The sequence below is a fragment of the Streptomyces sp. P9-A4 genome (assembly GCF_036634195.1).
Taxonomy (GTDB): domain Bacteria; phylum Actinomycetota; class Actinomycetes; order Streptomycetales; family Streptomycetaceae; genus Streptomyces.
In genome coordinates, this window is the sequence record NZ_JAZIFY010000001.1 from 4,923,529 (window position 1) to 4,936,259 (window position 12,731).

At 70.5% G+C, this 12,731-nt stretch carries 13 protein-coding genes and 1 pseudogene; all 14 read left to right on the plus strand.

Annotation, left to right across the window (positions count from 1 at the left end; genetic code table 11):
* Positions 1–3 precede the first annotated feature (3 nt).
* Positions 4–1,062 carry an ABC transporter ATP-binding protein gene (locus V4Y03_RS22335; RefSeq protein WP_317873512.1) on the plus strand — a complete coding sequence of 353 codons (1,059 nt, stop codon included), beginning with the start codon at positions 4–6 and terminating at the stop codon, positions 1,060–1,062.
* A complete protein-coding gene (locus V4Y03_RS22340; RefSeq protein WP_056551508.1) occupies positions 1,055–2,140 on the plus strand; it encodes an ABC transporter ATP-binding protein in 1,086 nt (361 codons plus the stop codon). Before V4Y03_RS22335 ends, V4Y03_RS22340 begins: the two co-directional genes overlap by 8 nt.
* A gap of 418 nt (positions 2,141–2,558) precedes the next feature.
* Complete coding sequence (locus V4Y03_RS22345; RefSeq protein WP_332436086.1) at positions 2,559–2,978, plus strand: DUF2690 domain-containing protein; 420 nt, start codon at positions 2,559–2,561, stop codon at positions 2,976–2,978.
* Positions 2,979–3,085: 107 nt separating this feature from the next.
* On the plus strand, positions 3,086–3,511 hold the full coding sequence (locus V4Y03_RS22350) for a DUF2690 domain-containing protein (RefSeq protein ID WP_317878962.1): 426 nt from the start codon (positions 3,086–3,088) through the stop codon (positions 3,509–3,511).
* Positions 3,512–3,747: 236 nt separating this feature from the next.
* Positions 3,748–4,158, plus strand: a complete 411-nt coding sequence (locus tag V4Y03_RS22355; RefSeq protein WP_332436087.1) for a DUF2690 domain-containing protein — start codon at positions 3,748–3,750, stop codon at positions 4,156–4,158.
* Positions 4,159–4,171: 13 nt separating this feature from the next.
* Positions 4,172–4,594 (plus strand): DUF2690 domain-containing protein, encoded by a 423-nt coding sequence (locus tag V4Y03_RS22360; RefSeq protein ID WP_332436088.1) that lies wholly within the window; start codon positions 4,172–4,174, stop codon positions 4,592–4,594.
* An 18-nt stretch (positions 4,595–4,612) separates the two neighbouring features.
* The gene (locus V4Y03_RS22365; protein WP_332436089.1) at positions 4,613–5,686 is read left to right on the plus strand and encodes a peptidoglycan recognition protein family protein; all 1,074 of its coding nucleotides are present in this window, start codon (positions 4,613–4,615) and stop codon (positions 5,684–5,686) included.
* 49 nt (positions 5,687–5,735) lie between these two features.
* Positions 5,736–6,740, plus strand: a complete 1,005-nt coding sequence (locus V4Y03_RS22370; RefSeq protein WP_317878686.1) for a penicillin-insensitive murein endopeptidase — start codon at positions 5,736–5,738, stop codon at positions 6,738–6,740.
* Positions 6,741–6,763: 23 nt separating this feature from the next.
* Positions 6,764–7,051 (plus strand): annotated as a pseudogene (locus tag V4Y03_RS22375) (peptidoglycan-binding domain-containing protein); the annotation flags it as partial.
* Positions 7,052–7,099: 48 nt separating this feature from the next.
* Positions 7,100–7,687 carry a peptidoglycan-binding domain-containing protein gene (locus V4Y03_RS22380; protein WP_443079883.1) on the plus strand — a complete coding sequence of 196 codons (588 nt, stop codon included), beginning with the start codon at positions 7,100–7,102 and terminating at the stop codon, positions 7,685–7,687.
* Positions 7,688–7,826: 139 nt separating this feature from the next.
* On the plus strand, positions 7,827–8,936 hold the full coding sequence (locus V4Y03_RS22385; protein WP_332436090.1) for a helix-turn-helix domain-containing protein: 1,110 nt from the start codon (positions 7,827–7,829) through the stop codon (positions 8,934–8,936).
* 109 nt (positions 8,937–9,045) lie between these two features.
* On the plus strand, positions 9,046–10,671 hold the full coding sequence (locus tag V4Y03_RS22390; protein WP_317877738.1) for a peptide ABC transporter substrate-binding protein: 1,626 nt from the start codon (positions 9,046–9,048) through the stop codon (positions 10,669–10,671).
* 154 nt (positions 10,672–10,825) lie between these two features.
* Positions 10,826–11,749 carry an ABC transporter permease gene (locus V4Y03_RS22395; protein WP_332436091.1) on the plus strand — a complete coding sequence of 308 codons (924 nt, stop codon included), beginning with the start codon at positions 10,826–10,828 and terminating at the stop codon, positions 11,747–11,749.
* Positions 11,742–12,728, plus strand: a complete 987-nt coding sequence (locus tag V4Y03_RS22400; protein WP_317877740.1) for an ABC transporter permease — start codon at positions 11,742–11,744, stop codon at positions 12,726–12,728. The genes V4Y03_RS22395 and V4Y03_RS22400 overlap by 8 nt, the downstream gene beginning before the upstream one ends.
* Positions 12,729–12,731: the final 3 nt, after the last annotated feature.

The window sequence follows — 12,731 nt, forward strand, 5'->3', positions numbered from 1 at the left end:
AAGATGAGCATCATCGACAAGACCGCGGCCGTCCCCGCGCCCCGCGACGGAGCCGACCACACCGGTCCGCTGCTCGAAGTCCGCGACCTGCACGTGGAGTTCCACACCCGTGACGGTGTGGCCAAGGCGGTCAACGGCGTCAACTACTCGGTGGACGCCGGCGAGACCCTCGCCGTCCTCGGCGAGTCCGGCTCCGGCAAGTCCGTCACCGCCCAGGCCGTCATGGGCATCCTCGACATGCCGCCCGGCAAGATCCCGCAGGGCGAGATCCTGTTCCGCGGCGAGGACATGCTGAAGATGTCCGAGGAGGAGCGGCGGAAGATCCGCGGCCGGAAGATCGCCATGATCTTCCAGGACGCGCTGTCCTCCCTCAACCCGGTCCTCAGCGTCGGCTACCAGCTCGGCGAGATGTTCCGGGTGCACCACGGCATGTCCAAGAAGGACGCCAAGGTCAAGGCCATCGAGCTGATGGACAAGGTCAAGATCCCCGCCGCCAAGGCGCGGGTCTCCGACTACCCCCACCAGTTCTCCGGCGGTATGCGCCAGCGCATCATGATCGCCATGGCGCTCGCCCTGGAGCCGGACCTGATCATCGCCGACGAGCCCACCACGGCTCTCGACGTGACCGTCCAGGCCCAGGTCATGGACCTCCTCGCGGAGCTCCAGCGCGAGTACAACATGGGTCTGATCCTGATCACCCACGACCTCGGCGTCGTCGCCGACGTCGCGGACAAGATCGCCGTGATGTACGCCGGCCGCATCGTCGAGCAGGCCCCGGTCCACGAGCTGTACAAGCGCCCGGCCCACCCCTACACCAAGGGACTCCTGGAGTCGATCCCGCGCCTGGACCAGAAGGGCCAGGAGCTCTACGCGATCAAGGGCCTGCCGCCCAACCTGCTCAAGGTGCCCACCGGCTGCGCCTTCAACCCGCGCTGCCCCAAGGCCGACGACATCTGCCGCACGGAGATCCCGGCCCTGGTGCCGGTCACCGAGCAGGACGGCGCGGATCTCCCGGGCCGTAAGAGCGCCTGCCACTTCTGGAAGGAGACGATCCATGGCTGACCTCAGCAAGAACGACGAGGCCGTGGCCGCCGTCGAGGCCCCCGCGGGCCGCGGCGAACCGATCCTCCAGGTGCGCGGTCTGAAGAAGCACTTCCCGCTGACGCAGGGCATCCTGTTCAAGAAGCAGGTCGGCGCGGTCAAGGCCGTGGACGGGGTCTCCTTCGACCTCTACCAGGGCGAGACCCTCGGCATCGTGGGCGAGTCCGGCTGTGGCAAGTCCACCGTCGCCAAGCTCCTGATGAACCTGGAGCGCGCCACCGCGGGCGAGGTCTTCTACAAGGGCCAGGACATCACCAAGCTGTCCGGGCGCGCCCTGAAGGCCGTCCGCCGCAACATCCAGATGGTGTTCCAGGACCCGTACACCTCGCTCAACCCGCGTATGACGGTCGGCGACATCATCGGCGAGACCTTCGACATCCACCCCGAGGTGGCCCCGAAGGGCGACCGGCGCCGCAAGGTGCAGGAGCTGCTCGACGTCGTCGGTCTGAACCCGGAGTACATCAACCGGTACCCGCACCAGTTCTCCGGCGGTCAGCGCCAGCGCATCGGCATCGCCCGAGGCCTCGCGCTCAACCCGGAGATCATCATCTGCGACGAGCCGGTGTCGGCCCTGGACGTGTCCGTCCAGGCGCAGGTCATCAACCTGATGGGGAAGCTGCAGGAGGAGTTCAACCTCTCCTACCTCTTCATCGCGCACGACCTGTCGATCGTCCGGCACATCTCGGACCGCGTCGGCGTCATGTACCTCGGCAAGATGGCCGAGATCGGTACGGACGAGCAGATCTACGAGCACCCGACGCACCCGTACACCCAGGCGCTGCTGTCCGCGGTGCCGGTGCCGGACCCGGAGGCCCGCGCGCACCGCGAGCGGATCATCCTCACCGGTGACGTCCCCTCGCCGGCGAACCCGCCGTCGGGCTGCAGCTTCCGCACCCGCTGCTGGAAGGCGCAGGAGCGCTGCTCGCAGGAGACGCCGCTGCTCGCGATCCCGGAGCGCTTCCAGGGTCAGGAGACCCCGGCCGCGCACCTCTCGGCGTGCCACTTCGCCGAGGAGAAGCAGGTCGTCCCGGTGCACTGACGCACCGACCCGCAGTGACCGAAAGGCCCCCGCCACCCGCAAGGGTGACCGGGGGCCTTTCGCATGGCCGACGGGACCCTCACCCCGCCCCCGGGACGCCCTCCCTCCGGGAAGCGCCCCCCCGGGACGTCCCACGGGACACCCCTACCGCCGTCCCGTTCCCGTCCCGCGTCCCCCGCACCGTCCCGTGCGCCCGACGGGATGTCACCCCTCGTCCGCGCCCCCGCCTCGGCCGTCGTGTCCGCCCCGCCCCGCCGGCCCCTCCCGCGGGACGGTCGCGGTCCGCCGGGACGGCCGGGACGGCGGGCGGGACTGGCAGCGTGTGCCGAGCCGCAGCCCGCCGGGCCGCCGCCCTCGACCACGAGGAGCGCGGCCCACCGGGCCGCCGCTGCCCGTCACTTCAGGACAAGGGATCGCCGTGAACGCATTCACCCGCAAGCTCGCCACCGTCGGTTCGGCCCTCGCACTGGCCGGGTCGAGCCTCCTGCTCGCCTCCTCGCCGGCCTCGGCCGCGACGTCCTGCTACTCGACCAGCTGCTACGGGCTCGACCCGGCGACCTCGATCTGCCAGAACGACGCGAGGACCGTCCTCACCAGCGAGACCGGCGTCGAGCTGCGCTACAGCCCCACCTGTCGTGCCGCCTGGGCACGCAAGCAGAACGCGGTCGCGGGGCACTACTACCAGGTCGAGAACGAGCGCCGTGAGATGCAGAGCATTCAGCCCGGCGGCTCGGGCGGCACCGTCTGGACCCGGATGGTCGACGACAAGGACATCATGGCGTACGCCTGCGACCGTCGCTCCGACTACACCATGGCCTCCTGGACCCTCTGGTGGTGACCCGTCCCGCGCCCTCCCGCGCCCTCCCGCAGGGCCGTCGTCCCCGGCCGACGCCCGCAGGGGTCCGCGCGGCGACCCGGTACGAGTTCCCCCAAGGAGACCTTCCCGTGAACGCACTCAGCCGCAAGCTCGCCACCGCCGGCTCGGCCCTCGCGATGGCCGCGTCGAGCCTCCTCCTCGCCTCCTCGCCGGCCTCGGCAGCGACGTCCTGCTACGCGTCCACCTGCTCGGGCCTGGACCCGGCCACGACGATCTGCCAGAACGACGCGACCACTGTCAGGGACAACTACTTCCCCGGAGTGGAGCTGCGCTACAGCCCCACCTGCCGTGCCGCCTGGGCGCGTTACTCCCGGGGCGCGGAGTTCTCCTTCACCGTGTCCGTCGAGCGCCGGGACTCGACCGCGAAGTACACGACGCCCTACTACGGCAACGGGGCCACCGTCTGGACGCAGATGATCAACGACGCGAACCTCCAGGCGCGGGCCTGCGGTCGCCTCCCCAGCAACGAATGGGGCTGCTCCGACTGGTACTAGGACCTGTCGTCGAACTCCCGCCAGGCCCTGGGGCCTGTCGTCACACTCCCGCCTGCCCCGCGACGCCTGGCACGCGCTCTCGCCGCACCGGGCGAAAGCCCGAGTACGTCCAGTACGAGGGCTTCCGCCCGGCACGCCGAGAGCACGCACCAGACGCCGCGGGGCCGCCCTTCGGGCGACGACGGGAGTTTGACGACAGGCCCTGGGCCGAGCCCCCACACACGAGAGGCACCCGCGTGAACACACTCACCCGCAAGCTCGCCACCGCCGGCTCGGCTCTCGCACTCGCCGCGTCCGGACTGCTCCTCGCCTCCTCCCCGGCGTCCGCCGCGACGTCCTGCTACGGGTCCGACTGCACCGGCAAGGACCCGAGCACGACCGTCTGCCAGAACGACGCCCGCACCGTCGCCACCACCGGCCTCGGCGTCGAGCTGCGCTACAGCCCCACCTGCCGGGCCGCCTGGGCGCGCACCGGCGCCGACACCGCGATGACGATCTGGGTGGAGAGCAACACCGGCCTGAGCCAGTCCGCTTACCACTCCGGCAACGGCACCGTGTGGACCGCGATGATCGACGACAAGGGGATCATCGCCCGGTCCTGCGGCTACGTCATGGGATTCGGGCAGCAGTGCTCGTCGTGGTACTAGAAGGAGTCCCCCAGTGAACCCGCTCACCCGCAAGCTCGCGACAGTCGGTTCGGCGCTCGCGCTCACCGCTTCCGGACTGCTCTTCGCGTCCGCCCCCGCCTCGGCGGCCACCACCTGCTACGCGGCCTCCTGCGAGGGTCTCGACCCGGCCGCCACGATCTGCCAGAACGACGCCCGCACGGTGCTGACCGCCGACTGGGGCGTGGAACTCCGCTACAGCCCTACCTGCCGCGCCGCCTGGGCCCGTAAGTCCTCCGGCGCCTCCGCCGACACCGTGATCAGTGTCCACAACTCCCAGGGCGTGTCCCGGAGCGCCTACTACGGCGGTTACGGAACCGTCTACACGGCCATGGTCAACGACAAGGACATCTACGCCAAGGCGTGCGAGACGCGCGCCCTGGAGACCCTCCAGACCCACTGCACCGGCAGTTACTGAGCGGAGGACCACACCCTCATGAGCCCGGAAACCGTACCGAACCCCCGCCGCCGCGCCTTCCTCACCGGCGGGCTCGCGCTCGGCGCCGCGGCCGTGCTGCCCCTGTGGGCGCCCGGCCGGGCCCACGCCGCGGGCGTGCCGGCCATCGCGGACACCACCGCGTGGGGCGCCCGCCCGGCGAGCAGCCCCGTGCGGGTCCTCCCGACCCCGCCGCAGAAGATCATCGTGCACCACACGGCCACGGCCAACGTGACCGACTACTCGCAGTCCCAGGCGTTCCAGCTCGCCCGCTCCATGCAGAACTGGGCGATGGACGACCGTCAGTGGAGCGACACCGGCCAGCACTTCACCGTCTCCCGGGGCGCCTACGTCATGGAGGGCCGGCACAGCAGCCTGGCCGCGCTCCAGGGCGGCACCCAGACCGTGGAGTCGGCGCACTGCGTCGGACAGAACACCGTCGCCATCGGTATCGAGAACGAGGGCACCTACACGACCGTCGACCCGCGGAGCGAGCAGTACGCGACGCTGGTCGAGCTGTGCGCGCACATCTGCCGCCAGTACGGGCTGCGCGCCTACCAGATCTACGGGCACCGGGACTTCAACGCCACCCAGTGCCCCGGCGACCGCCTGTACGCGATGCTCCCGCAGCTGCGCCAGGCCGTGGCCGCCCGCATCGGCGGGGACCCGACGGCGCCCGTCTGGCCGCTGCTGCACAACGGCGACGCGGGCGACCGGGTCCGCGCGCTCCAGCACCTGCTCGTCCGGCGCGGTGCCACCATCACCGTGGACGGCAGCTTCGGGCCGGGCACCGAGAAGGCCGTACGGGACTTCCAGACGCTCATGACGGCGACCTCCGACGGCTACGCCGGCAACCAGACCTGGCACCAACTCGTCGTGCCCGTACGGCAGGGCGACTCCGGCGAGGCCGTCAAGGCTGTCCAGGTGCTGCTGACGGCCAAGGGCATCCCGACCGACCCGGACGGCGCCTTCGGCCCCGGCACCCAGGCCTCGGTCACCACCTTCCAGAACGGCGCCGGGCTGCCCGCGGACGGCCTGGCCGACGCGCGCACCTTCAGCCGCCTCCTCGCCTGACCTCCAGGCCCCCGCCCCACCTCCACCCCACAAGGAGAAGCACTCCGCCATGTCGCCGACCACCCGGTCGCTCCGCCCCGTCCTCGGGGCGGCCCCCCTCGCGGCCCTCGCGGCCCTCGCCGCACTGCTCGTGCTCATCGGCCTGGGCACGCCCGCGCACGCCTTCTCGGGCGCGTTCGTCCCCACCCAGAGCAAGGGCAACCGGGGCTCGGACGTCGCCGCCCTGCAGTACCTGCTCAACGGGCAGGGCGCGCAGCTCACCGCCGACGGCGTCTTCGGCGCCGGCACCGACACCGCCGTCCGTTCCTTCCAGTCCTCCCACGGCCTCGGCTCCGACGGCATCGTCGGCCCCAACACCTGGCGGGCGCTGACACCGACCGTCCGGGAGGGCAGCCAGGGCGAGGCCGTGAAGGCCGTCCAGCACCTGCTGAACGCCAAGCGCGGCGCGGGCCTCACCGTCGACGGTGCCTTCGGCGCCGGTACCGCCTCGGCCGTCCGTACCTTCCAGAGCCACGCCGGCCTCGGCGCGGACGGCGTCGTCGGCCCGGACACCTGGACCAACCTGCTCTGGCACTACGAGTACGCCGACTACAACGCCGGCACCCTCTGCAACCAGAGCCCGGACGGCAACACCTCCGCCGACTGGGGCACCGGTGCCGCCATCGGCCAGCTGGAGGCCGGCGCCCGCACCTTCGCCGCCCTCGGCCGGGGCAAGCTCCCCGTCGGCGACATCGCCTTCGAGCACGGCGGCTCCATCTACGGCCACGCCACCCACCAGGTGGGCATGGACGTCGACTTCTGGCCCGTGCGCACCGACTCGGCGCAGTGCACCGGCTCCCGCATCACCTGGGAGTCCGCCGCCTACGACCGGGGCGCCACCCGCGAGCTGGTCAAGGCCCTGCGCGCGGCGGCGCCCGGCCACGTGAAGCTCGTCTTCTTCAACGATCCGCAGCTGATCGCGGAGGGGCTGACCGTCCAGTACCCCAACCACGACAACCACCTCCACATCCGCTACTGCGAGCCGGTCCACCCGGACGCGAACTACCAGTGCTGACCAGAGAGTTCGAGGATTCACCCATGACACTCGCGAGAAGACTGCCCGGTCTCGCCGCCGCGCTGCTCGCCGCCCTCGTCGCCGCCCTGGTGGCCGGAGTGCTCCAGGCCGCCCCCGCCTTCGCCGCCGACTGGCCGCTGGTCAAGAACGGCAACTCCGGCGTCCAGGTGACCACCGTCCAGCACCTGCTGACCGCCCGCGGCTACGCCACCACCGCCGACGGCGCGTTCGGTGACGGCACCGAGGCCAAGGTCCGCAGCTTCCAGAACGCCAGCGGCCTGTCCGCCGACGGCGTCGTCGGCGCGGACACCTGGTCCCGACTGGTCGTCACCGTCCGCAAGGGCGACAACAACGCCGGGGTGAAGGCCGCCCAGACGCAGCTCAACCGGTACGGGGCGGGGCTCGCCGTCGACGGCGCGTTCGGTGACGGCACCGACTCCAAGGTCCGCTCCTTCCAGTCCTCCCACGGCCTCGACGCGGACGGCATCGTCGGCCCGGACACCTGGCGCGCCCTGGTCACCGGCTCCTCCGGCGGCAGCGGCGGCAACAGCGGCCTGCTGACCCACTCCCAGGCGACTGTCAAGTTCTCCGCGGCCGGCATCAGCTGGAGCTCCTCGGGCGGCTGCTCCGACCGCAACAGCACCGCCTGCACGTCCTTCGACGGACTGCGAGTGGCCTCCGCCGACGGCGCCGTCACCCTGCGCGGGGCGAGCGGCTGCCAGATGACCATCACCGGTGGTACGGAGACGGGCCACGCCAGCGGCACCTACAGCCACTGGAACGGCTACAAGCTGGACTTCGCGATGACCAGCTGCCTCACCAACTACGTGACGGGCACCTTCCCCTACTCGGGCAAGCGCGGTGACGGCGCCTCCCTCTACACCGCTCCTTCGGGCAACGTCTACGCCAACGAGGGCAGCCACTGGGACGTGACCTTCCTCAACTGATCCACCGGCCGGACGGCGCCCGACCGGTATCCGATCAGGCCGGGCGCCGCGCCGATCAAGCCACTCCTGAAATGCCGTATCGGCGCGGTACTCTCCCCGTTCATGCAGCTGTTCGATCAGCAGAACGGGGAGAGTTCGCGTGTTCGATGAGGGGGGATACGGCTCCGGGGCATCGGGCGGGGCCCATGACCGGCTGGCCGCCCGGATGCGCGCCATGAAGGAGAGATCCGGGCTCAGTTACGGCAGGCTGGCCGACCGGACCCACTACAGCCGCTCCTCCTGGGAGCGGTTCCTCAACGGCAAGCAGGTGCCGAGCAGGGTCGCCGTCGAGCAGCTCGCGGCGGCGGCGGGGGAGGAGAAGGAGCCGCTGATCGCGCTCCTCGACGAGGTCCTCGCGAGCGAACGCGCCGCGGCCCTCGCCGACGGCCCGGGGTCCGCGCAGACGGCCGGCCCGCAGACGGCCGGACGCGCGCAGACGGCCGGGCCCGCGCCGAAGGCGGCGCCCGCGCAGAGCGCCGCACCGGCTCCGGCCGCCGCGGTCGCCACCAGTACGACCACCACCACCGAGGCCGCCGCCCCGGCCCCCGTACCCACCGCCCCGGACCCCGCCGAGCCGCGGCCCTCCCGGTGGGCGGCCCTGAAGGCGACCCTGCGGGCGAAGCGGCCGGCCGTACCGCCGGAGCCCGGTCCCTGGCGCCGCAGGGCGGCCGCGTGGCTGCCCGCCGCGCGGGCCCTCGGCTATGTGACCCTCGGGGCCCTCCTCGGCGCCGTGATCAGCGTCCTCGTCCTCGCCCCCGGGAACGACCCGGTCGGGACGGCCGCCGGGCCCTCCACGTCCGCCACCGCCGACGGGAAGAAGGGCGCCAAGAGCGTCCCGGCCGCCGGGACCATCAAGGTCGGCTGTTCGAGTGACACCTGCCTGCGCAGGGAGCCGCAGGCCATGGACTGTCAGTGGGACGCCACCACCGTGCGGCAGACCTGGCTGCGCGGCATGCAGATCGAGCTGCGCTACAGCGCCGCCTGCCAGGCCGTGTGGGGCCGCATCGAGGGCGGGACCATCGGTGACTCCGTCACGATCAAGGACAAGGGCGGCCACGAGCTGAGCTCGGAGATCCGGGTCGAGCGCGACACCTACACCCGGATGCTCGCCGTCGCGGCGGACCGCCCCTGGCAGGAGGTGACGATCTGCGGGAAGATCCCGCGCTTCCACGAGCAGGAGTGCTCGCCGGTGGGTGCCGTGCAGCCGTGACGGACCGTCGGGTAGCGGGCCCCCGTACAGGCGCCGCCGAGATGCGACCCCGTCAGGCTTGGGGTGATATGGGGGCATAAGTCTCGGCAAGAAACACGGGAGGCACTCCATGCGCGGAGCCACGCACGCCAAGTGGGCCGCTCTGGCCACCGCCGTCGCCCTCGCGGCGACCGCCTGCGGTGGCGGCGACAGCGGCGGCGGCGGAGGTGCCGACGGCATCGTGAGTTCCTCGTGGGGCGATCCGCAGAACCCCCTGGAGCCCGCCAACACCAACGAGGTGCAGGGCGGCAAGGTGCTGTCCATGATCTTCCGGGGTCTCAAGCAGTACGACCCGAAGACCGGCGAGGCCAAGGACATGCTCGCCGAGAAGATCGACACCACCGACTCGACGAACTTCGCGATCACGGTCAAGGACGGCTGGACCTTCTCCAACGGCGAGAAGGTCACCGCCAAGTCCTTCGTCGACGCCTGGAACTACGGCGCCCACCTGAAGAACAACCAGAAGAACGCCTACTTCTTCGGGCAGATCGAGGGCTACGACAAGGTCCACCCCGACAAGGGCGAACCGACGGCCGAGACCATGTCCGGCCTCAAGGTCACCGGCGACCGCACCTTCACGGTCAAGCTCATCCAGAAGTTCTCCACCTGGCCCGTCACCCTGGGCTACGCGGCCTTCTCACCGCTTCCCCAGGCCTTCTACGACGACCACGCCGGCTGGCTCTCGAAGCCCGTCGGCAACGGCCCGTACACGGTCGACTCGTACGCCAAGGGCTCGCAGATGTCCCTCAAGCGCTGGGACGGCTACCCCGGCACCGACAAGGCCCAGAACGGCGGTGTGAACCTCAAGGTCTACACCGACAACAACACCGCCTACACCGACCTGACGGCCGGCAACCTCGACCTCGTCGACGACATCCCCGCCTCCCAGCTCAAGAACGTCTCCGCCGACCTCGGCGACCGGTACATCAACGTCCCCGCCGGCATCATCCAGACCCTGGCGTTCCCGTTCTACGACCCGGCCTGGAACAAGCCCGGACAGGAGAAGCTCCGCCAGGGCCTGTCCATGGCGATCAACCGCCCCCAGATCACCGAGACGATCTTCCAGAAGACCCGCACCCCCGCCGTCGACTGGACCTCCCCGGTCCTCGGCGAGGAAGGCGGCTACAAGGACGTCTGCGGCGACTTCTGCAAGTACGACGCGGCCCAGGCGAAGAAGCTCGTCGCCGAGGGCGGCGGCATCCCCGGCGGCACGCTGAAGATCTCGTACAACGCCGACACCGGCTCCCACAAGGAATGGGTCGACGCGGTCTGCAACTCCATCAACCGCGCCCTCGGCAACGACAAGGCCTGCGTCGGCAACCCCGTCGGCACCTTCGCCGACTACCGCAACCAGGTCACCTCGCAGAAGCTCACCGGCCCCTTCCGGGCCGGCTGGCAGATGGACTACCCGCTCATCCAGAACTTCCTGCAGCCGCTGTACTACACCAACGCCTCGTCCAACGACGGCAAGTGGACGAACCCCCAGTTCGACAAGCTGGTCGACCAGGCCAACGCCGAGCCCGACACCGCGAAGGCCGTCGGCCTCTTCCAGCAGGCCGAGGGCGTCCTCCGCGACGACATGGGAGCCATCCCGCTCTGGTACCAGAACGGCAGCGCCGGCTACTCGGACCGCGTGACCAACGTGTCCCTGAACCCCTTCAGCGTCCCGGTCTACGACCAGATCAAGGTCAAGTGACGCCGTAACAGGTCGGCTGCGAACGGCCCGGCCCGCGGGACCCCCGCGTCAGCCGGGCCGTACGCCTTCCTCGCGCCCCTCCCGGAGCGAACCCCTCCCGGAGCGAACCCCTCCCGGAGCGAACCCCTACCGGAGCCAACCCCCGGAGCCCCTCATGGGTCGTTATGTGATCCGGCGACTGCTGCAGATGATTCCGGTCTTCTTCGGCGCCACGCTGCTGATCTTCCTGATGGTGAACGTGATGGGCGACCCCATCGCCGGACTGTGCGGCGACCGCCAGTGCGACCCGGCGACCGCGGCCCAGCTCGAGAAGGAGTTCGGCCTCGACAAGCCCGTCTGGCAGCAATACCTGACCTACATGGGCAACGTCTTCACCGGCGACTTCGGCACGGCCTTCAACGGCCAGGAGGTCACCGAGCTGATGGCCAGCGCCTTCCCGGTCACCATCCGCCTCACCCTCGTCGCCATCTTCTTCGAGATCGTCATCGGCATCAGCCTCGGCGTCCTCACCGGCCTGAAGCGCGGCCGCCCCGTCGACACCACCGTGCTGCTGCTGACCCTGGTCGTCATCTCCGTCCCGACCTTCGTCACCGGCCTCATCCTGCAGCTCCTCCTCGGCGTGAAGTGGGGCTGGATCAAACCGGCCGTCTCCACCGAAGCACCGCTGAACGAGCTGATCGTGCCCGGACTCGTCCTCGCCTCCGTCTCCCTCGCGTACGTCACCCGGCTCACCCGGACCTCGATCGCCGAGAACAAACGGGCCGACTACGTCCGTACCGCGACCGCCAAGGGCCTGCCCCGCCGCCGGGTCATCACCCACCACCTGCTGCGCAACAGCCTCATCCCCGTGGTGACCTTCATCGGCACCGACGTCGGCGCACTCATGGGCGGAGCCATCGTCACCGAGCGGATCTTCAACATCCACGGTGTCGGCTACCAGCTCTACCAGGGCATCCTCCGCCAGAACACCCAGACCGTCGTCGGCTTCGTGACCGTCCTCGTCCTGGTCTTCCTGGTGGCGAACCTGCTCGTCGACCTCCTGTACGCCGTCCTTGACCCGAGGATCCGCTATGCCTGAGCAGCCTGAGCCGTTCGACGACGGGCGAGCCATCGATTCGACCGGCGCCGGAGGCACCGCCGACCTCGGGATGGCCGAGGCCGAGACCCTGGAGAAGACCCCGGGCGGCCCCGAAGGCACCGGCCCCGACAAGAAGCCCCGCTCCCTCTGGTCCGACGCCTGGCAGGACCTGCGCCGGAACCCGATCTTCATCATCTCCGGCCTGATCATCGTCTTCCTGGTCATCATCAGCATCTGGCCGCAGCTCATCGCCAGCGGAAACCCGCTCGACTGCGACCTCTCCAAGGCCCAGGAGGGCTCCCAGCCGGGCCACCCCTTCGGCTTCAACGGCCAGGGCTGCGACGTCTACACCCGCACGGTCTACGGGGCCAGGGCCTCCGTACAGGTCGGCCTCTTCGCCACCCTCGGCGTCACCCTCCTCGGCTCCGTCCTCGGCGGCCTCGCCGGCTTCTACGGCGGCGCCTGGGACGGCCTCCTCTCCCGCATCACCGACGTCTTCTTCGCGATCCCCGTCATCCTCGGCGGCCTCGTCCTGCTCTCCGTCGTCAGCAGCAACAGCGTCTGGCCCGTCATCGGCTTCATGGTGCTCCTCGGCTGGCCGCAGCTCTCCCGCATCGCCCGCGGCTCCGTCATCACCGCCAAACAGAACGACTACGTCCAGGCCGCCCGCGCGCTCGGGGCCTCCAACAACCGGATGCTGCTCCGCCACATCGCGCCCAACGCCCTCGCGCCCGTCATCGTGGTCGCGACGATCGCCCTCGGCACGTACATCTCGCTCGAAGCCACGCTCTCCTTCCTCGGCGTCGGCCTCAAGCCCCCGACCGTCTCCTGGGGCATCGACATCTCCTCGGCCGCCCCCTACGTGCGCAACGCACCGCAGATGCTGCTCTGGCCCTCCGGCGCGCTCGCCATCACGGTGCTCGCCTTCATCATGCTCGGCGACGCCGTCCGCGACGCCCTCGACCCCAAGCTGAGGTAGGGA